This is a genomic window from Janthinobacterium sp. 13, assembly GCF_002749695.1.
Taxonomy (GTDB): domain Bacteria; phylum Pseudomonadota; class Gammaproteobacteria; order Burkholderiales; family Burkholderiaceae_D; genus Janthinobacterium; species Janthinobacterium kumbetense.
The window spans coordinates 5,721,410-5,742,839 of the sequence record NZ_PEEQ01000001.1; the positions used below are offsets into that span (position 1 = coordinate 5,721,410).

Here is a 21,430-nt window from a genome sequence, read left to right on the forward strand (position 1 = left end):
TCATGCCGAAGTGGTACTACTTACTCTCTTGATTTGATACCCATAAGGCGGATTGAGAATCTATTGGATGTTTCAATGCAATTTCTATTGCCAAAATGCATTATTAATGACACCATGCCATATCTTTCATTTGTTTGCTTTTAGTACAGGAAAACCATGGCCAGCATTAATATTTTTTTGCGCGAGAACCTTACAGTAATATCTAAGAAAAATTTATCGGTGGCGCCAGACATTCCAGAGAAAAAATTGAACAATGCGGTGGTGGCATTTGCTTATGCTGGGAGCGTATCGAATGTTGTTGGTCTTTACGATAACACCGTGTTCGGAAGTGGGAAAGATGGATTGTTATTCACAGGGGAGCAAGTAATTTATCGGGCGGCTTTTAGTGATCCCGTCAGCATTCCCTTTGCAGAAATGGAATCTGCTGAGTATGTCGAGTTGCTAACCGGAAAAAATAACGATAAGTCGGAACCATGCGTGCGGATCCGCCGTAAAGACGGTAGAGCCATTGAACTCAAATCATTGATGGATTGCGATTACGTTGCGCTGTCGAAAGTACTGAGCGGTGCCATTAGTGGTTTCAATGAATTTAGGGAAGAGAAGCAAATTATTCCGATCTCTGAGATGCACGACGAATTGAAGGTCGCCTACGTCAAAGTGATGGTGAACATGGCCTACGATAATGACGGTGTGATCGATGAAAAAGAAATGGCAGAGATATTGTTGCTGATGACGCGAATTGATCTGCAGGTCGATTCGAGGTTGAATTTGCGTGCTTATATGGCAGACAAAATGGAAATTGTTCCAATGTCTCAGCTAATCGGTATCATCGATAGCGAGTGTCCGGAAGGCCAGATTAAGTCGGTACATATATCGTTGGTCAAAGATTTGATTAATATTTATCTGAGTACAGAAGGTGGCGATGTCAAAAATTTCGCCTTCTTTAATAAGCATCGTGATCTGCTGAAGGTCATCGACGCTGAGATAGAGTTGGCGACTCAGGCTATCACGCTTGATCGGCAGTTCTTACAGGAAGAGATTAGTGACGATCAGATCGTCGCTACGCTCAAACTGCTTTCATCAAAGGCTGCTGCTATTGGTACGCCATTGGCGGCCGTGTATTTATCTGGTTCGGTGATTGGTCTGTCGGCTGCTGGCATGACGTCTGGCCTGGCTACATTGGGCATGGGGGGTATGCTTGGCATGTCCAGCATGGCGACAGGTATCGGTGTAGCTGTATTGATTGGGGTAGGGACCTACGCAGGTGTGCGCAAGTTAACTGGTGCAGATGAACTTACCCGGTTCAAGCGCCGGGAGTTGATGCTCCATGAGGTGCTAAAACTGACGCAGTCAACCATCGCAATGCTGATCGAAGATGTTAATTTTATTACTGTCAGCTTGAATGCTGCAATTGAAATGCACGGTGCGCAGGACGAGAAAATTCGTAGGCTCGCCGGTGCGCTCAAGCAACTTACTGGCGCAGGTACCGTGCTGACGGGGCGCAGTGATTCTGTGCAGGCCAGTACTGCTAAGCTTAAATGCGCTGGTCAGTTAGATGAAACCAAGCTTAAAACACTCACCCGTGATGCCACTAAGGCCGATTTATTTCAATTTATCCGTGATTTCTATGAGGAGCGCGCATTTGAAATAGAGAAGGATGGGCAAAAGCAGCGTGTGTTCAAGCTTGGGCTTAAGCCAGGGCTTCCAAAGAACAAATTAGAGGAGCTCGCGAAAGCCTTTGAGATCATCGGCTACTTTAAGGTTGGTGATGTGCTGAAAGGAGCCGCCAGTGATGCCGCGGACAAGGCAAAAGAAAAATTTGTTGGTCTTTTCTCGTGAGTGGGGAAAACCAGTTGCACAGCGAAGCTCAATTTCTCGTGGTGCAGCAGCATCAATTGAATGCCGTAGGTGATCAGTTAGGCGCGATATCGCTGACGCTCGCTCAGTTGCAGAGTAGCCAAGAGCAGAATGACAAACTGTTGGACCAGTTGCTTGCACAGGCCTGTACTGTAGCGACTTCCGACGATGTCGTGGTGATTTTTGATAATTGTGATCTCGATCTCGATCTCGATATCGATATCGAGCCTGATACAGCCACTACGCCTCTGGTGCCGATGATAAAGCCGTTAAGTCTGCTGGATTGCGTACAAGTGGATTCCAGCGCTTGCTGGAACGATTATCTAGCCGCTGCGGACGCCTATTCTGCGCGAAATAACGTCCAGTTATTGGCGGACCCCTTCCTTCTTCTCATGAGTGATACCCAGCGCATTGCACTGGAGAAACGTATTAAGGAAGAGTTCAGCCTTAAGAATGCCAACTGCGATAAGTATGACTACATGATCGCAGGAACGTGTGGACTGATAGGCGGCTTGGTGGATATTTTCTTTGTCGGTTTGCCTGGTCAAGGTGCGGTCGGAAAAATGGCCGATGAAACCACGAATAAACTCGTGGAAAATTTTGCCAGGATGAATGGATGGGACGGGCCGCGTAATCCGGATCATGCTACGGCGAGTGCGATCGGTTTTCTGGAGCGGAATTTTAAAGTGAACTATGATCATCGCCACACCGCTGATGTAGGTGGAGCGTTCAAGATGAGTACTGGAAATCATCACATTAAGAGCCTCGCCCACTCCCCTGATCTGACCGGTTTGTTTTTTTCACTACTTAATCAGTTTACAAGTACTGCAAGTTTTATTTCGGATGGTAAGCTAATTACCATTGACACGAAGACCTTCGAGTTACGTGGCACTAATCTGGTATCCAAGGTCTTTGCAGGTTTTGCCAATTGGTTGGGGCATCTGTTTTCCGATATGGCTGGGTCCTCTGGTACCTTGTCGTCGGGTGGGCGTGGAACGGGTATTCCCATGCCGTTTTTCTCTCTGCTTCAATTGCTTGAAGTAGGAGAGTTTGGGCAACATAGACAAACTTTCGCTACTATTGCTGTGCGGGTATTCGAGCAAGGCTATGACTTGCGTCATGGCTTTGCCTTGTCAATTCCGGTGCTTATTACGGAAATTTTGACTCGCCTGATGTGGACCGTCAAGCAGCGCTTCTATCACGACCAGCCATGGCTACAATGTGTGCCGTCCGCTGCGAATCCTGAATTGCGCCGTATGCTAATGATTGCGCATGGTTCATTGTGCTTGGTCGACGCTGTGGATGCTGGCGTACGTTCTGGCGGAGAAATTATCCAGTTTATGTTGCGTAGTAACATGGTTGCCTGGGCTCGTTTTGGTACCCTGGCTTTGACGGAGATAAGAGCTTGGTATGTAGAGGGAAACTTAGATATTGCTGCAGTTGATGATTATCTTGAGCGTGAATATCGGCGCATGGTTGCTTGACTCGCAATGTATGACCGGAATATAGCGCGAGGTGCGCGACAGCATGGGCGTGCACGCGCCGCGCATCGAGGAATTGGCCGTGCGCAAGCTGCGTACCCGGCATCCCGGGCTGGCCAGCGAGTGGGATGTGCTGCAGCAGGCGTAGCGCCTGGAAAAGTTGTTGCAGCGGCAGCAGACGCAGCAGGGGCCCGAGCGCAGCCATGTGCTGCAAGCCGGACGCGGCTCGCGGCTGGGCCTATCGCAGCACGGCCCATGAGGCCACGGCCGCCGCCAGCATGGCCAGGCAGCCGGCGGCAACATTCAATACCGCGATGGCATGCGCGGCGCGCACGGGACGGGCGAGTTGCAGCAGGGCGCCGTCGATTTCCTGGCGTGCCGCCCTTGCCGCTTGCTGGCCTCCTTCCTGCATGGCGGCAGCCATGGCTTCCCGGGCGGCGGCCAGCGCCGCATTGACGATGCGTTCGGCCTTTTCCCTGGTGTCCGTGCTCCAGCGCCGCGACAGTTCTTCCATTTCCTCCTTGAACCGATCCAGCTGGACCTGCTGGGCCCTGGCGCTGTCCTGCATCAGGCGGCTGTTGATTGTCTGCAAAACCAGGATGGGGTCGTCGCGCGCGACGGCGATGCCATGCTTCGCGGCAATTTCCCGCAGCAGCTCCTCTGTCTGGTCGCCCATCACAGCACCATCGCGGCATCGAGTTCGCCGTACACCAGGCGCCGGATGATGCTCAGGCGCTGGCGCGTCATGATCGGCAGCGCGGGCATGGCCAGCGCCTCGTCGAAGGTCAGGCGCTGCTGTAGCATGCCGGCCAGGTCGCGTCCGAAGGTTTCCTTTTTCAAGACGGGCAGCCGGACGATGGCAGACAGGCGTTCACGGTTGGCCAGGTAGGTCTTCATCTGCTCGAAACCATTGCCCTCGTGCTCGACCGGACCCCAGTAGGGATTGAGCCAGGCGATGAAGCGGGTTTCCGGCGGAAACTGGCTGGCCAGGTGGGCGAAGCCGCTGATGGTATCGAGCAGGGCCTGGCCGCCCGTGATCACGGTGTGCACCACCAGCAGGTGGTCGAGTTCCGCCAGCAGGGCCGGGATCTGGTTGCTGATCAGGTAGTGCGACAGCGGCACGAAGGAACTGGCGCCGTTGTCGATGATGGCGTCCCCCTGCGCCTGAGCCACCAGGTCGATCAGGGCGTCGAAGCCGCGCGGATTGATTTCTTCCTCTTCCATCAGGTCGATGCGCCGGACCTGCAGCGCCTGGTAGCCATGGAAGGTGGCATTCACGGGATCGGTGTCGATGCACAGCGGCGTGCGGGCCTTGCTGAGCATGTACTGGGCGAGGAGGGCGGCGATCAGCGACTTGCCGACTCCGCCTTTACCCTGCAGCATCATATGGATATGGGCCATTACAGTAGCTCCTTTTTGTCCGGGATCGGGTTGAAATGGAAGCCGGCCGGCGCTGGCGCCGGGCGGGGTGTCACGGCGTCCGGTTTCCCGGATGCCGTGCGGGCATGGCCGGATGCCAGCCGCTGCGGCGCCACGCCTTGTCCAGCCGTCTCCCCGGCCGGTGCGGTGGCTTTCAGCATGCGGTGCACGTGCTTCAGGAACGTGTCGTAGCCGAACGGTACGCGTCCCGAGGCATACATATGGCGCCAGATGGTATTCATGGGAAAGCCCGCCGCCAGTGCGGCGCGCACATCGTCGCTGACGGCAAGGAAGGCGACCAGGTACTGGTCGCGCTTGGCCGGCTTGCTGCATTTGATCCAGTCACTCAGTTGTTCGGCATAGGGTTTCTCCATGGTATTTATTCCCCTTCACGTTATGTGGAAGATGCACGGTTACACCACAAAACTGGCACGGTTGAACCACCAATCTGAGACGGTTGAAGCCTGATATGCCACGGTTGGAGGCAAATAAGGCCTTTAAAGGCCTTTTCGGAATAGTGACCGATAAAATCCGCTCCGTTTTGTGCCAGAACAAGGGTTAAATCGAATGCCTGTCCTACGATTAAATGGCTCGGTCGCCGTGCGGGCCGGGGCAGGATAGGTGAAGTTAGCTAACCGGCGGGCCGGTTATCTCTCTTCACGGTGCCTTATTCGCGCCTGCGGCGCTCAACGGACATCCTGCTCTGCGAGGCCTGCGCGTGCCGCGCCAACTGCGAGGACGCCATGCAAGAACCAGGACACGCCACCACCCGCAAGGCCCGGCAGCTGCGCGTGCCGGTGCTGCCAGACGAAGAGGCGCAGATCAAGCGGCTGGCAGCTGCGGCCGGGCTGCCGGTGGCGGCCTATCTGCGCAGGGTCGGGCTGGGCCACCGGCTGCCGGGCATCCTCGACCACCGGCGCGTCGAGGAACTGGCGCGCATCAATGGCGACCTGGGCCGGCTGGGCGGCCTGCTGAAGCTGTGGCTGACCAACGACGAGCGCACTGCCGCGTTCGGCGAGGCGACGATTCGCGCCGTGCTGGCCAAGATCGCCGATACCCAGGATGAAATGCATGCCGTCATGCGCGCCGTGGTCCTGCCGCAGCAGGGGCGCGGACTTTAGCCGCTAAAAAATTGGCTGTGCCGGCCAGGCACTGGCGCTGGCAGGACAGCAGGGGGAGAGCAGCATGATCGCCAAGCATGTTCCCATGAAGGTGGCCCGGAAAAGCGGCTTTGCCAGCCTGCTGGCCTACCTGGCCGACGCGCAGGCCAAGCGGGAACGCGTCGGCTGCGTGACGGTTACGAACTGCCAGTCGGACCAGGCCGCAGTGGCCGTCACCGAGATCCTCAATACGCAGGCGCAGAACCAGCGCGCGCTGTCGGACAAGACCTATCACCTGATCCTCAGTTTTCCTGCTGGCGAGGAACCGCCCCCGGCCGTGCTGCAGGCCGTGGAAGCGCGCATCTGCCACGGGCTGGGCTATGGGGCGCACCAGCGCATCAGCGTCGTGCACCACGATACGGACAACCTGCACGTGCATATCGCCATCAATAAGATCCATCCCAGCCGCTATACGATCCACCAGCCTTACCGCGACCATGCCACGCTGGGCCTTCTGTGTGCGGCGCTGGAAGACGAGTTCGGCTTGCAGCGCGACAACCACCAGGCGCGGCAAACGGGCGCCGCCAGCCGGGCCATGGACATGGAGCGCCACGCCGGCATCGAGAGCCTGCTGGGACTGGTGCGCCGCGCATGCCATGCGCAGATGCGAGATGCAGCCTCGTGGCAGGAACTGCACGGCGTGCTGCTGGCGCACGGCCTGGCGCTGCGCGAACGGGGCAACGGCCTGGTGATCCTGGCCGATGATGGCACGGCCGTGAAGGCCAGTTCCGTGCACCGCGACTGCTCCAGGGCGCGCCTGGAAGCGCGGCTGGGGCCATTCAATCCCGGGCCGGCCGGGACAGGAGGCCATCCCAGCCAGGCGGGCCAAATTCGCCAGCCGCTGCGCCTGCGCGTGGCAACGGCCGCACTGTATGCGCTCTACCAGGAACAGCAGCAGGACGCCGTCCAGGTGCGCGCTGGCGCCCTGGCGGGCGCGCGCGCCCAGCACAAGCGCCTGATTGCCGAGGCGAAGCGCCGGGGCAGGCTCAAGCGGGCGGCCATCCGCATGCTTGCCTGCGGCCCGTTTGCCAAACGCATCTTGCATGCGGCAGCCGCGAAGACGCTCATGGCGGACATCGAACGCATCAATAGCGGCTACCTTGCGGAACGCAGCGCCATCCGCAGCCAGCACGGCCGCCTTGCCTGGGCGGACTGGCTGCGCACCCGTGCCGGGGCTGGCGACGCGCAGGCGCTGGCTGCCTTGAGAGCACGCGGCGGCAAGCAGGGCCTGGCGGGAAACACGCTGGCCGGCAGCGAGCTGGCAAGTGAGGTAGGCGGGGCGCAGGCGCCGAATGGTTTGCGGCAGGACAGCGTGACCAAGCATGGCACGCTCATCTATTGCGCTGGCGCGACCACGATCCGCGACGACGGGCATAAGCTGAAAATCACGCGCGGCGCCACGCAGGCGGGCCTGCAGCTGGCGCTGGACATGGCGGTTTCGCGCTATGGCAGCTGCCTGCATGTCGCTGGCAGCGCCGCGTTCCAGGACCAGGTCATCCAGGCGGCGGCTGCCGCGCACCTGGCGGTCACGTTCGACGACGCCGTGCTGGAGCGGCGCCGGCAGGATCTGTTGCGTGCCGGGGGCACGAAGGAGACGCAGGATGAACAGGCAAGGCAACCGCGCCGGGGCGGACAACCCGGTGAAGGCGCAGCGCGACGCGCTGCTGGAGCAGGCGCTGGAGTCGCTGGAGCGTGCGCCGCCACCACGGCCGGCCGCGCAAGCGCCGGACCCCGGCGCGGCTCCCACTCCCAGTCCGACCCTGGCGGCGTTGGAGGCCATCCGCCGCCCGCAGCCAGGAACCGTCTGCGAAAGCTGTCCCAACTCGGTATGGTTCGCATCGGCAGTGGAACTGAAGTGCTATTGCCGCGTGATGTACCTGGTCACATGGAGCAGCAAGGAGCCGCAGCAGATCAGCGCATGCGACGGCATGTTCATGGGCGGGGAGGCGTAGCGGACTGGCGAGATACTGGCTCGGCGGCAGTGGATGCCTTCCTCCTTGAGCAGGAACAAACAAGGCCGCGATTGTCCGATATACCGAAATTTGAACGATATGATGGTGTCAAGGGGCTGGCTGTCTTTGCCGGGCTGCGCGAGGCGGGCGGCCAGGTGCTGGCGCTGCTGGAGCGGGGCGCGGCAACGATGGTCCTGCCGGTGAGCGGCGCAGCAGCAAGGCGCTTGCGCAAGCTGGCCCCCGGTGATGCCATCACCGTGACGCTTGGCGGCGTCATCAAGACGAAAGGACGGACCAGATGAAAGACAGGTTCAATAATGCCGTCGGCCCCCAGGTGCGCAGCACGCGGCGGGGCGGCCGCAAGGCCATCCCGGCGCTGGCCGCGCTCACCCTCGTTGGCGGCTTCCAGGCGGCCACCCAGTTCTTTGCCCACGCCTTCCACTACCAGAGCGCACTGGGCTGGCATGCCAGCCAGGTCTATCCGCCATGGGCCATCGTCGGCTGGGCTGCCAGGTGGCGCGGGCAGTATCCGGATGCGCTGATGCAGGCGGGCAGCGTGGGCATCAGCGTCGCGGGCGTCGGACTGATCGGGCTGCTGGTAGCCCGGATGATCTCGGTGAATTCGGCCCGCGCCAGCGAGTACCTGCACGGCTCGGCGCGCTGGGCGAACATCACGGACATCCGCGCCGCCGGCCTGCTGCCCGCGACGCGCTCGCTGTGGCAGCTGCTGGCCGGAAGGGCGCAGCCGGCCAGCGCCGGCGTGTACGTGGGGGCCTGGCTGGACCGGGCGGGCAGGCAGCACTACCTGCGCCACGACGGGCCGGAGCACGTGCTGACGTACGCGCCCACCCGCTCCGGCAAGGGGGTCGGCCTGGTGGTGCCGACCCTGCTCGCTTGGCCGCACAGCGCCGTCGTCACCGACCTGAAAAGCGAGCTGTGGGCGCTGACTTCGGGCTGGCGCCAGAAGCATGCGGGGAACAGGGTGCTGTACTTCGAGCCGGCCGCTGCCAAGGGCAGCGTGTGCTGGAATGCGCTCGACGAGATCCGTCTCGATACGGAGCACGAGGTGGGCGACGTGCAGAATCTCGCCACCCTGATCGTCGACCCGGACGGCAAGGGGCTGGAGACGCACTGGCAAAAGACTAGCCAGGCGCTGATCGTGGGCGTGATCCTGCATGCGCTGTACAAGGCGCGCGCCGAAGGCACGACGGCCACCCTGTCCGTGGTCGACGCCATGATGGCGGACCCGAACCGCGGCATCGGCGAGCTGTGGATGGAAATGATCACCTACAGCCATGCGGACGGACGCAATCATCCGGTGGTGGGTTCGGCCGCGCGCGACATGCTCGACCGGCCCGAGGAGGAAGCCGGTTCCGTGCTATCGACGGCCAAGTCCTACCTGTCGCTGTACCGTGACCCTATCGTCGCGCGCAACGTGAGCCGTTCGGAATTCCGCATCCGCGACCTGATGCACCACGACAGCCCGGTGAGCCTGTACATCGTCACGCAGCCAACGGACAAGGCGCGCCTGCGCCCGCTGGTGCGCGTGCTGGTCAACATGATCGTGCGCCAGCTGGCCGATCGCGTCAGTTTCGAGAACGGGCGCCCCGTGGCGCGCTACCGGCACCGCCTGCTGATGATGCTCGACGAGTTTCCCAGCCTGGGCAAGCTGGACATCATGCAGGAGTCCCTGGGTTTCCTGGCCGGCTACGGCATCAAGTGCTACCTGATCTGCCAGGACATCAACCAGATCAAGAGCCGCGAAACGGGCTATGGTCCCGATGAAAGCATCACCTCGAGCTGCCATATCCAGAATGCCTATCCGCCGAACCGGCTTGAGACGGCCGAGCACCTGTCCAAGCTGACGGGCCAGACCACGGTGGCGAAGGAACAGGTTACGACCAGCGGGCGCCGCACCAGCGCTTTGCTGGCGCAGGTGTCGCGCACCATCCAGGAGACGCAGCGCCCGCTGCTCACGCCGGACGAGTGCCTGCGCATGCCCGGCCCCGTCAAGTCGGCCAGCGGCGACATCGAGAAGGCGGGCGACATGGTCGTCTATGTGGCAGGCTATCCGGCGATCTACGGCCGCCAGCCGCTGTACTTCCAGGATGCGGTCTTCCAGGCGCGCGCCGCCATCCCCGCGCCCACGAAAAGCGACAAGCTGCACCACGCGCACCGGCCTGCGGACGGGGAGGGCATACGGCTATGAACCGGACCTGCGTGAAACTCGGCGCCTGGAGCGCCTCGCTGGGCGCCGTGCTGCTGGTGCTGGGCGTGGCAGCCCACCTGGCTGGCGCGCGCATCAACAGCAGCCATAGCATTCCACGCGGCTTGTACTGGACCAGTTCGGCCCCGGTGGCGCCCGGGCGCTACGTGATGTTCTGTCCGCCCCAGCTGGGGGTGTTCGAGGAGGCGCGCCGGCGCGGCTACATCGGCGCGGGTTTCTGTCCCGGCGGCTATGGCTACATGATGAAGAAAGTGCTTGGCGCGGGCAATGACGCGGTCAGCGTGGCGCCGGACGGCGTGCGCGTCAACGGGCACCTGCTTGCGCACAGCGCGCCGCTGGCCGCTGACGGCAATGGCCGGCCCATGGCGCGCTTCCAGGCCGACCGCTACATCCTCAGCGAATTCCAGCTGCTGCTGATGGCGGACGCCAATCCCCGGTCTTTCGACGCGCGCTACTTTGGCCCCGTCCAGCGCATGCAGGTCAGCACGGTGATCGTCCCGGTGCTGACCTGGTAGCACGTCCCATTTTCAACCGCGTAGAAGAGGAGGAAACCGATGAAGAATGAGAATGCACGAGACAGGCAGACCGGTGGCGCGATGGCCGAAGAACAGGCCATGGCAGCCGTCCTGCGCGAAAAGCTGGGCGACGCCGCCATACCTGGCAGCCGGGCCGAGTTCGCGCCGGATGAAGCCGAACAGGCCGGCTCCTTTGCCGAGGATGCCGTGGATGAACACGAAGCGGCGGCAGGCGTCATTGACCTGGCCGATGCCAGCGCGCCGCTGCCCCTGACACGGAGCACCAGCCATGAACGACCTGCCCAAGTCACTGATTGAAACGATCGCCGAGAAGCTGGTGGCGCAGCTCAGGGAAGGCACGGCGCCCTGGCAAAAGCCGTGGCAGCCAGGAGAGCCGGGAGCATTCCTGCCATTCAATCCCACCACGGGCAAGCGCTACAAGGGCATCAACGCCTTGCACCTGATGAGCGAAGGCCATGCGGACCAGCGCTGGATGACCTACAAGCAGGCTGCGTCCGCCGGTGCGCAGGTGCGCCAGGGCGAGAAGGGCACGCCCATCCAGTACTGGAAATTCAGCGAGGAGCAGGGCCAGACGGATGCCGACGGCAAGCCGGTGCTGGCCAGCGACGGCCGCCAGGCGCGCCAGTCCTTCAGGCTGGAGCGGCCGCAGATGTTTTTTTCCACGGTGTTCAACGCGTCGCAGATCGACGGCCTGGCGCCGCTGGCGCCGCGGCCACCTGCAGCCTGGGCGCCGGCCGAGCGGGTGGAGCGGATACTGCAGGCATCGGGTGCCAGCATCGAGCATGGCGGGCCCGAGGGCCGCGACAGCGCCTTCTACCGGCCGTCGACCGATACCATCCACCTGCCCGGCAAGGAGCAGTTCCCCACGGCGGACAATTACTATGCGACGGCGCTGCATGAACTGGGGCACTGGACGGGGCACGCCAGCCGGCTGGGCCGCGACCTTGGCCATCCCTTCGGCAGCGAGGAATATGCGCGGGAAGAGCTGCGCGCGGAAATTGCCAGCATGCTGCTGGGCGACGAGCTGGGCATCGGCCACGATCCCGGCCAGCACGCGGCCTATGTCGGATCATGGATACGCGCGCTGCAGTCCGATCCCCTGGAGATTTTCCGCGCCGCGTCCGGGGCCGAGAAGATCCAGGCCTACGTGCTGGGACTGGAACAGGTGCAACTGCTGGGGCAGGCTGCGTCGCCGCAGCAGGCGCCTGTTGCAGCAGATGCCGCGCCCTTCATAGTCCGCGAACGGGTGGGTGGCAAGGATCTGTTTTCGCAGTCATTCGCCACGCTGGACGAAGCGGCACGCTGCTACGTGGGGAAGTCGCAGGCCGCCAACCGCAGCATGGAGGCGGCGGACGGGCGGGAACTCGCTGGCGTCGTGTGGGGGCCGGACGGCGATTTCGAATGCGAGCGCTTTGCATCGCCGGAAGTGGGGCAGGCCGTGGCAGCGGCCCAGGAACAGCACTGGCAGCTGACCAGCGCGCCCGAGGCGGAGAGGCGCGTGGAACGGGTGGAAGGGGAGACCATCATGAAGGCGGAAACGGAAAATGCGGGCGACAGCGAGGTGTCCTTGGCACGGCTGCAGGTATTGCGCGGTGGCGGCAGCGAGGCTGGTGCCGTTCTGGACGCAGCCGCCATGCGGCAACTGGGCTTTTCCTTGCCGCACGACTGGACCGGCCGCGTGATGGTGCAGGGCATGGCCACTGGCGAGGTGGATGGAGAGCCGCAGGAAGCATCGGCCGATCAGCTTGGCCTCAGGCCGGAATTCTGGAGCGTCTACGCGCAGCAGGCCGACGGCCGCCACCAGTGGCTGGCCGACCGTGGCACCCAGCGTGAAGCTGTGCAGCTGGCGGGCAGGCTGGCGCTGATCGACGCGCACTCCGAAACGGATGAACGAGAGAAGGCCGTGAAGCTGGCCCGCCTGCACGAAGAACGCGTGCGGCGCGATCCTGCCAGCGCCGCGGAAGACCTGGTTGCGGCCCGCGAAGCGCGCAAGGGCGCGGAACTGGCCGCCGTCACCGGCAGCGCGGATCTGCAGCGCCGGGTGGCGCAGCTTGAACAGGGCAACGGCCAGGCCGCACATGGCACCGGAATACTGCTCGCCGTGCCGTTCAGGGAAAAGGACGAAGCCAAGGCCCTGGGTGCGCGCTGGGACAGGGCGGCGCAATCGTGGACGGTACCGCCCGGGGCCGATCCCGCCGTGTTCGAGAAGTGGCACCGGCAACCTGTAGCGGAAGGTGCTGGCGGACAGGAACCGCGTGACGGCGTGCCAGCCGCACCGCGCCAGCCACGCCAGTATCTGGCGGTGCCGTACGGCGAACGCAAGCTGGCCAAGGCCGCGGGCGCGGCATGGGACAAGGTAGCGAAGTCCTGGTACGCGGGAGCGAAGGCGAACATGGCGCGGTTGGCGCGCTGGATGCCGGCCAAGGCAGGACTTCAGCAGGGGCCCGCCATGACGGCGCAGGAGGAGTTTGCCGATGCGCTGCGCAGCCTGCGCTGCGTGGTGAGCGGCGAGCACCCCGTGATGGATGGACAGAAGCACCGTATTACCGTGGAAGGCGAAAAGCACAGCGAGCATTCCGGTTCCGGCTTCTATGTCGCCCACCTCGATGGCCATCCGGCAGGCCATATCAAGAACAACAAGACGGGCGAGGCGATGGACTGGAAGTACAAGGGCTACGCGCTGGATCCGGAACAGAAGGCCCGGCTGCAGGCCGAAGCGGCCACCCGGCTGCAGGAACGCCAGGCCGCCCAGGCGCAGCTGCAGGAGGCAGCGGCGAGCCGCGTCGTGCGGCAGATGGCCAGCCTACTGCCGATGGCGCAACCGACGCCGTACCTGGTGTCGAAGGGGCTGGAGCCTACGCCGGGCATATTCACCGACAAGGCAGGCAAGACCAGCTACATTCCGGCGACCGACGCCGATGGCAAGCAGTGGAGCATGCAGTACATCGGCGAGGATGGCAGCAAGCGCTTCGCGCGCGACAGCCGCAAGACGGGCTGCTTCCACGCTGTCGGCGGGCTTGAGGCGCTGGCCCGGGCGCCTGCGCTGGTCATCGCGGAAGGCTATGCGACCGCCGCCAGCCTGTCAAAGTCGGTTGGCTTCGCCACGGTAGCCGCTTTTGACTCCGGCAACCTGCCACTGGTGGCGAAGGCATTGCACGGCCGCTTCCCGGGCAAGCCGGTGATCATCGCAGGGGACAACGACCAGCACCTGGAAGCGACGCAGGGCATCAACCCCGGCAAGGCCAAGGCGCAGGAAGCGGCCCGGCTGACTGGAGGCCGCGTGCTGCTGCCTATCTTTGCCCCGGGCGAGCAGGCGGCCGATCCGAAGGGATACACTGACTTCAATGACCTGGCCACCAAGAGCCGGCTGGGCATGGAAGGGCTGGACCGGCAGGTGCGTCCGGCCGTGCAGTCCGAAATTGAAAGCAGGCTGGCCAATGCCAATCAGGATGCCTTGTCTCTTGCGCGGGAACCGCTGCAGCGCCGGCTGGCCAGGTCCGGACCGCAGTGACTGCATGCTGCGTGGCGGCCCGTGCCGAGGGTAGAAGGAAACGGGAAACGATGGAATGGAGATCCAAAAATGAATGTCTTGCCGATCAAGGCCGCGCCGTTGGTTCCGCATGCAGGCGGCGCGCGCAGTCATCCTGAGCTGCCGTTTTTCGACGATGGCGATGCGAAGCTTTGGGAAAACTGGCTGCGAGCGCATCGCCTGGAGGTGATGCGGGTGTGGATGGAAGATGATGCCCGGGCTGTGGATAGTTACAGGAGGTTCCTTGCTGGAGATCTTGTCGGCTCACTGTCTGAATGGCAGCCATGCAAGCCGGACGGCGACCAAGCTTGGTTCCTTCTTGCTGTTTTTGATGGTGGGGAGGGGCCGTGTGCCTATTTTGTACGTAGGGTATCGTATTTTCCCTATTGTGCCGATGCTCAAGGAGTGAGTGCCATTTTTTAATCTGGGAACAAAGCTGTGAAGAAACATTTTCTCAGGATTCGCCGCATGTACGTAGATGAATTTTAATTAATATTTTTGGTTTTTATTTCGCCACACTCTGGTTTTGCGGATAGACTTATCCATACGGGAATAATGATCCAGCAACGTAAAAAAGGGAACAACTTGAAAATCGAAATATGGGATGGTGGTCTTCAAGAGCAAGAGATTGATGCCATTATGAAAATGGCAACTTCATTTGCCGATGTACAGCTGGACGAAGCGTCAAGGCCGAGGGGAAGATCCCTGAGAGACCAGCTTCAGAACAAGCTTGGTCGACATGATATGTTTCCGTGGAAAGGGTATGCAGGATTTCGGTTTGTCGATTCTAAGGGTAAAGAAGGAGAGTTTGACCTTGTGCTCGTTACCCATTGCAATGTGATTATCGTAGAGTTGAAGGATTGGAATCATGCACCCGTAACTGCGAATGGCGACGTGTGGTTCAAGGGCGACAAAAACATGGGGCGTTCACCTGTTAGCGTCGTCAGAAGCAAGCAATACACCCTTACAAATAAGTTAAAAAAACTTAGTCAACGATTCACAAATAAGGGTTACGTTCCCTTTGTCGACTACTTCGTAGTGATGACCGGAAATGCTGATTTCAGTCAGCTGCCCGAAGTTGAACTTCGGCACACAATTTCCCTGAAGGACTTTCTCAAGTTTGCGGACAAAGGGATGTTCGAGAAACACTTCCGTCCCCATCCAGGTGCTAAAGTCCTGAATCAGGACTTCGCGCTCTTTGACGAACTTTTCTTGGCTGGTAATACGGTACCAAAAGCTCTAAGGATCGGGGGATATACAGCAGTCGAGCCAGTGTTCGAGCATCCGAACCATGTATATAAGGAGTACTTGGCGAGCTCTGAAATATCGAAAGGCTCCGAGGCTCTACTGCGAGTTTGGAACTTCAAAAAGCTCGAGGGCGCCAAGGCGATAACCTCACAGGGGCGAGCCGAAATCGTGTCACGCGAGCGCGAAGTATTACAGTTTATCAATCACCAAAATCGAGATCTATATAACCATTGCCTACGCTCGCTTACCAGTTTCGAAAAGGATGAAGTTACGTCGCAATATAGCGAGGTGTATGAGGTTCCACCCGGTCACGTGAGGTTTAATGAGTTCGTAGGGAAGTATGGTCAGCTTTTTAACCCAACCGACCGATTGAACTTGACGAAATTGCTTATTGCCAAGTTCGCCGATTTGCATGCGATCAAGATTGCACACAGGGACATTGCTGACCACAGCCTTTGGCTATCTCCTTCGAAAGAAATTGCCCTTTCCAACTTTATTTCTGCCTATCACCAGCCTATTGGTACAGTTGGAGATTATAGGAGCAGCTTATCGGCAGGTACTGTAGAGGTAAAAGAGCTGCTGGACGGGTTATCAACTACCCCATTTCAGCAGGATGTGCATGCGCTTGGCCTTGTATCCTGGCATTTGCTAACTGCACAACGCATGTCTCCCAAGAGCCTTGAAAAAATTCAGGACGAAATGCTGTCGAGCAGTGAATGGTATGCCGGCGTTCTTTTGGAAGCGGTGACAGCAAATTTTAAGGATGCTTCATCTTTTTTCCACGGTCTGAAAAATGTGGAACCGCCGGCCGAATCAATTCCAACGTTTGATGATTCCGAACTGGAAACCTATCGTCATCCATTCCACCATACTCGACGTTTCCCTGACCAAGAAGAGTTTCTTATTTCGACCGATGACAAAGAGGTGTATTTTTCAGAGGGTAGGCTGGTTAAGGCTTGGTTGAACGTCGGCGGAAAGGGCGAGGACTCGATAGTCAACTTCCGTATCCTTTCTTTTCTGAAACGCTTGGACAAGCTTGCCACAGTAAACCCTATTTACCTGCCATGTATTCGGGAATACGGGCTAGCAACGAGGTCGGGTAGTATGTATTTAGTGACCGACGTGATTGAGGGAACCACGTGGGCAGATGCGGTAATCGAAGATGCCGATAAGTTAATCGTTATCGGTAAGTTGGTTTTAGCGGTCGAACATCTTCATAGCTTGGGACTTACGCATGGCGATCTCCACCCGGGCAATGTGATGCTGAGTAGTGAGGACGGAAATTTGTATCTGATAGACATTCCGGACTTCTCTCAAAACACTACCGTAGTGAAAAACCATCGCTATAGCCCTGAAAATATTGATGGGAGCACTTCCGAACAGCGCGACATCTTCGCCGTGCTGCGCATGTCTTGCGAACTCCTTGGATTGGAATGGGGGAAGGAATCTAGCGCCTTCCATCGAGTCTCCGACGCGATCCGGTCAGAATTAGATGACTTCGAGTTCGGTTTTAAGGACCTGGGGCGATTTAAGAAGGCACTGATAACCGCAGAGAGCTCTGAGGAGCAGCAATTTGTAGAAATCACCCTTCCCAATGTCAACGAACAGGTATCAATCTTGCCTGACAACGGGCATCTCTACGTTAAGGTAGACGCTGCGAAGCAAGGGAAAGGCGATTATTCGGTGACATTCTCGGGCGTTGGCGGATCGTTTGTTGCCTTCTACAACAAAGAGCAACGTTGCTTTGTTGGAGGGGCGCCCCCCCGAATCCGATCTGATGTTTATTTTAGAGCTGCAGAGGAAAGCCAGTTTGAGGTCAGCATTGCAATCCGCATCAAGCCGGGTCGACCTATGCAACTTTCGGGTTTGTCTGAACACCTTCGGAACGATGAATCATTTCACCGTGCAATCGAGATGGTTCAGATGCCTCCTCAGCAAATTGACGAATCCTCGCTGAGCCAACAACTTAGGGATGTTTTCGAAAAGGTAGAAGCTTCGGTAGGTGAGGGCCGTTCTGATATTACCGTCGATATTTCGACTCAGGCACTCTGGCGCGCAATCCTTGCGACCGAAACTGAGTCAAGCCCCAATATTGAATTGAACGGTGCGTCCATAAAGCCACTAGAAACTGATTCTGAACTGATACTTCGCTACGAGGCAGATGTCGACCCCCTGGGCACTTTCGCAAGCACAGATGAAGTTGATGCTCTTCTCATAGATCAGGATGGTACAGAGAAGATCATCGGGGAGGTCGTCCTCAAAAAATCGGCATTGAACGAGGTCAGACTCTATAAGGTGCGAAGTTCAGCCTACGGACTTAAAGACGGCGACTTAGTCTTCTTCAGGACCAAACAGGACAGAGCTTCATACCGCAAGCGCAAAGCTGCTCTTGAAAGGCTACTTGATAGAGAGGGTGTCCTGCCCAATCTCCTTGATCTGTTTGACCCTGCCTGCAACAACGACGCCAGGGCATACAATATTACGGTCACAGAGGCTGACTTCGCTAGATACGACCGTGAAGATCAGCACGGAAACAAGATCAGCCTCAACGAGCAACAGCGCGAGGCATTTACCAAACTCTTGAACAACGGTCCATTATCACTGTTGCAGGGACCACCAGGAACAGGAAAGACTGAGTTCATTGCGGCATTCGTCCATTTTCTCGTCGAAAAATTAAATGTGCGAAAAATCCTGCTAGTTAGCCAATCTCACGAAGCCGTGAACACGGCGGCAGAGCGAATAAGGAAACATTGCAGAAGGTTGGGTACATCGCTTGAAGTCGTTAGATTTAGCAACCGTGAAGGGGCAGTTTCGCACGGTCTTAAGGACGTTTATTCGCATGCATTAACATCAGAAAAACGTGAGTTATTCAATGCCGAAATTCGCTACCGCGTCGAGGCCCTAGCGGGTGCTCTAGGCCTCGAGCCCACGTTCATTTCAAAAGTCGTGGAAGCTGAATTGAAATTGTTCAAGCAAATTGATCATCTGGAATCTCTCCTTAAGAGTTTCGAGAAAGTCGGTGATGAGGAGGATATTAAATCCCTCAAACAGATCGCGGTAGAGCTGGATGAAAATATTCGTTCAAAACTTAATGAAGACTACGGAATTGTTATTTCCAAGAAAAGTAACCTATCGGAAGCTAAATCTATCCTGCTCGCTAAAATTTGCTCGGAGTACGGTGTCCGTCCAAGTGAAACAAAGAGGGTTAGGGCATTAGCGCGGATATGCCGTGACATACAAGATGCTTTGTCTGCGGAAAAAGTCAATTGCGACGAGTTCTACGCCCGCTCAAGACAACTGGTAACGGGTACTTGTGTCGGAATCGGGCAGGGACATATCGGCATTCACGAAAATATTTATGACTTCGTAATTATCGACGAGGCCGCTCGTTCCATCGCGAGCGAATTGGCAATTGCAATGCAGTCTGCGAAACGCGTCCTCCTGGTAGGTGATCATTTGCAACTTCCCCCGTTATACTCTGATGCCCATAAGGCAGCTCTCGCGCGCCGACTTGGCATCAATGACAAGAATATTGAAATTGATGAGGTTTTGCGAAGCGATTTCGCACGGGCGTTCAATTCCGAGTATGGGAAACGGACAAGCGCAACACTGCTAACCCAGTATCGAATGGCTCCTTCGATCGGTAATCTAGTTTCGCATACGTTCTACAATGGGATGCTTAACAATGGAGATCGTGTGATTCCTAATATATATGCCACTGCTCCGAGCGCTCTTCGGTCAGCGGTGACATGGCTAGACACGTCATCTCTCGGCGAGCAAGCCCATCACCAGAGCGACCGAGGGGTCAGTATCTATAATCGGTGTGAAGCGGAGCAGGTGATAGACCTTCTAAAACAAATATCTGAGAACAGCCAATTTCTAACTGAACTTTCCAATCTTAAGGATAAAGATGATGCATTGATTGGCGTGATTTGCATGTATGCAGAACAAAAAAGGTTGATTCGACAAAAATTCAATCAAGGGATTTGGAGCGAAGGGTTCAAGGCGCTAGTAAAGATCGATACCGTCGATAGCTATCAAGGAAAAGAGAACCGGATAATCGTCTTGAGCCTAACGCGTTCCGACAACCAAAAAAGCCCGGGATTTCTGCGCACGCCCAATCGGATTAACGTGGCGATGTCTCGAGCCATGGATCGGTTATTGATAATCGGAAATGCGGAAATGTGGTGCGGTCATAACAAGGATAAGCCTCTCGGGCAAGTTATTTCCTACATGAGTAATATAAGCGATATTGCTTCGTATAATTTAATATCTGTAAAAAAGAACCGCTAGGGGGGCATCATTGGAAGATACAAGGATTTATCACGAAATTGACTTTTTGTTGCCTGCGCAACGCTTCAATATTAATTTCTCTTACATAACCAAAAAGGGATTACCTTTCGTTCGAGAATTTGTCCTGCGGCTAATACATCTTTCACCAATGTCTATGTCTCAGGTTGCAACCTTTTTCGGTTTTTCTCGTTACGAAGTCCAAGAGGCAATTGATGATCTTGTCGAGCGCGGTGAATTGACGTTGTCAGATAGCGGTCGCCTAGTCCTTACGGAAGGGTCCAAAGCTTATTTTACTGACATTGGCGAGGTTCCAACTTTGTCCGTGTTGCGAGACAGCACCGTTTGTTTGTCCTTCGACTTGGCAGTTTTCTCATGTCTTGGGAAGGATAATTTCTCAGAGAAGTGGAAAGCAGGGCTTTCCGTCAAGGTCGCAGATGAAAACGCGTCGTGTAGCGAGACCCATGTAGAGAAACAATTCCAGCGGCAATTCCATGAAATATTACGGAAGGGATTCCTTTCAATGTCGTTGACCGAGGATAAGATGGACTCTCCTAATGTGTACACCGTGAATTCGGTTAATAAAATTAAGCAGATGCCCGTCAGATTGCCAGTTCAGTTTAAGATGGACAGTGATGGAAGAAACGTTGAGCGCGAGGACTTCGAAAAGCTAAAAAGCTCCGATTACGTCCATGAGCAAATTTCTCTCGAACTGGACCATTTAGCGAGACCCGGCAATTTCGGGGAAATAGCCAAAGTGATGATAGAAATCGGGGATGGTGAAACCTTGAAACTGTTTGACGCAAAGGGAAGTTCTATTAATATGCAGTGCTATGAAGACTTGGCCAAGCTTGAGCCCAATAGTTCGAAAAAAAGGTCTAGCTTCATTGGGCCAATCTACTCGTCGGCAAATTGGGAGTTGGTTCGGAAACACCTGGGCCCGCTTATCAAGGCAAGGCAGAAAAATAAGGCGGATGTGGGGCATACGCAATTTCTCTGGGTTGCGCCAAGTGATCCCTTTTGGGGAAAGAGCAGCAATCTACAAGTGCGGATTAGTGAGCTGTTTGAAAAGGCGAGCACGAAAGAGAAGAAGCTGTATTCACCGACCATCTTTTTACCAGTAAGCGGGTCGGACGATTACAGGACGGCGCGCCATTGGCAAAGGGAGTTCGAACCTGGCACGGAAAAGATTCGGGGTCTTATTGAAGGATTCCTCGGAGGAAGTATAGAAGTTCTCCTCTTCGAAGGTGAGTTCGTGGTGGTCGTGTATCACGTGTCTTTGCGAGATTCTTACCCCGTCAGCGTTCCAGTGGGATTTATTAGTGCTGAACAGGACGTCGTTACTTCCGTAGGCAAACTTGTGAAAGATTATGTTGAGGGCACTTCCGGGTTCGAACGACCTAACGACTGCGGATTGATTTCCAAGATTGTCCGGGGGAATAACTGATAGGCGAGTGGCTTCGTGATTTAGCACTATCGCTTGGCTCACCTATCGCATTGACCAGTGAGAATTGGAATTTGACGACACAAGGGGCGGATATCCCCGCTTTTTCAAGAGCTCTAGTATGACTGTCATGCTAGAGCTGCGCGTCCTAGCCAAGAGGTCTTGATGTGGGAGGGCGGAAGCGTACGGGGCAGGGACTACACGTGGTTTTTCTGACCGATGCGAAAGCCGGATCAACCAGCGCGATGTGTGAATCGCCTATCGTTGGCTATTCACCCACATGCCGT

General features: G+C 57.4%; 14 protein-coding genes. 11 read left to right on the forward strand and 3 right to left on the reverse strand.

The window, feature by feature from the left end; all coding sequences use genetic code 11:
• The first annotated feature begins 156 nt into the window (after window positions 1–156).
• Together CLU94_RS25205 and CLU94_RS25210 are read left to right on the forward strand one after the other, a co-directional pair.
• Complete coding sequence (locus tag CLU94_RS25205) at window positions 157–1,839, forward strand: hypothetical protein (protein WP_099667658.1); 1,683 nt, start codon at window positions 157–159, stop codon at window positions 1,837–1,839.
• A 14-nt stretch (window positions 1,840–1,853) separates the two neighbouring features.
• Window positions 1,854–3,341, forward strand: coding sequence for a hypothetical protein (locus CLU94_RS25210; protein ID WP_099668487.1), 1,488 nt, complete (start codon window positions 1,854–1,856; stop codon window positions 3,339–3,341).
• Between the two features lie 235 nt (window positions 3,342–3,576).
• On the opposite strand, the gene CLU94_RS25215 is transcribed toward CLU94_RS25210, so the two are convergent.
• The 3 genes from CLU94_RS25215 to CLU94_RS25225 are packed head-to-tail and all read right to left on the reverse strand — an operon-like array spanning window position 3,577 to window position 5,131.
• Window positions 3,577–4,014 carry a conjugal transfer protein TraM gene (locus CLU94_RS25215; RefSeq protein WP_099667659.1) on the reverse strand — a complete coding sequence of 146 codons (438 nt, stop codon included), beginning with the start codon at window positions 4,012–4,014 and terminating at the stop codon, window positions 3,577–3,579.
• The gene (locus CLU94_RS25220; RefSeq protein WP_099667660.1) at window positions 4,014–4,739 is read right to left on the reverse strand and encodes a nucleotide-binding protein; all 726 of its coding nucleotides are present in this window, start codon (window positions 4,737–4,739) and stop codon (window positions 4,014–4,016) included. Before CLU94_RS25220 ends, CLU94_RS25215 begins: the two co-directional genes overlap by 1 nt.
• Entirely contained in the window at window positions 4,739–5,131 is a 393-nt protein-coding gene (locus CLU94_RS25225; protein ID WP_099667661.1) for a TraK family protein, read from the reverse strand. The genes CLU94_RS25220 and CLU94_RS25225 overlap by 1 nt, the downstream gene beginning before the upstream one ends.
• Before the next feature lie 369 nt (window positions 5,132–5,500).
• Between CLU94_RS25225 and traJ the strand changes: the two genes are divergently transcribed.
• The 9 genes from traJ (at window position 5,501) to CLU94_RS25275 (ending at window position 21,146) form a co-directional block, all read left to right on the forward strand.
• Complete coding sequence (traJ, locus tag CLU94_RS25230; RefSeq protein ID WP_099667662.1) at window positions 5,501–5,878, forward strand: conjugal transfer transcriptional regulator TraJ; 378 nt, start codon at window positions 5,501–5,503, stop codon at window positions 5,876–5,878.
• Window positions 5,879–5,942: 64 nt separating this feature from the next.
• A complete protein-coding gene (gene traI / locus CLU94_RS25235; protein WP_099667663.1) occupies window positions 5,943–8,171 on the forward strand; it encodes a TraI/MobA(P) family conjugative relaxase in 2,229 nt (742 codons plus the stop codon).
• The gene (locus CLU94_RS25240) at window positions 8,168–10,078 is read left to right on the forward strand and encodes a type IV secretory system conjugative DNA transfer family protein (RefSeq protein ID WP_099667664.1); all 1,911 of its coding nucleotides are present in this window, start codon (window positions 8,168–8,170) and stop codon (window positions 10,076–10,078) included. The genes traI and CLU94_RS25240 overlap by 4 nt, the downstream gene beginning before the upstream one ends.
• On the forward strand, window positions 10,075–10,611 hold the full coding sequence (traF, locus tag CLU94_RS25245; protein WP_099667665.1) for a conjugative transfer signal peptidase TraF: 537 nt from the start codon (window positions 10,075–10,077) through the stop codon (window positions 10,609–10,611). The genes CLU94_RS25240 and traF overlap by 4 nt, the downstream gene beginning before the upstream one ends.
• A 39-nt stretch (window positions 10,612–10,650) precedes the next feature.
• Entirely contained in the window at window positions 10,651–10,929 is a 279-nt protein-coding gene (locus tag CLU94_RS25250) for a hypothetical protein (protein ID WP_143451538.1), read from the forward strand.
• The gene (locus CLU94_RS25260) at window positions 10,901–14,143 is read left to right on the forward strand and encodes a zincin-like metallopeptidase domain-containing protein (protein ID WP_257218993.1); all 3,243 of its coding nucleotides are present in this window, start codon (window positions 10,901–10,903) and stop codon (window positions 14,141–14,143) included. Before CLU94_RS25250 ends, CLU94_RS25260 begins: the two co-directional genes overlap by 29 nt.
• Window positions 14,144–14,212: 69 nt before the next feature.
• Window positions 14,213–14,584 carry a hypothetical protein gene (locus CLU94_RS25265; protein ID WP_099667667.1) on the forward strand — a complete coding sequence of 124 codons (372 nt, stop codon included), beginning with the start codon at window positions 14,213–14,215 and terminating at the stop codon, window positions 14,582–14,584.
• A 162-nt stretch (window positions 14,585–14,746) separates the two neighbouring features.
• The gene (locus CLU94_RS25270) at window positions 14,747–19,702 is read left to right on the forward strand and encodes an AAA domain-containing protein (RefSeq protein ID WP_099668489.1); all 4,956 of its coding nucleotides are present in this window, start codon (window positions 14,747–14,749) and stop codon (window positions 19,700–19,702) included.
• Between the two features lie 10 nt (window positions 19,703–19,712).
• Window positions 19,713–21,146: a MarR family transcriptional regulator gene (locus CLU94_RS25275; RefSeq protein WP_099667668.1), complete on the forward strand. Its 1,434-nt coding sequence runs from the start codon at window positions 19,713–19,715 to the stop codon at window positions 21,144–21,146.
• Window positions 21,147–21,430: the final 284 nt, after the last annotated feature.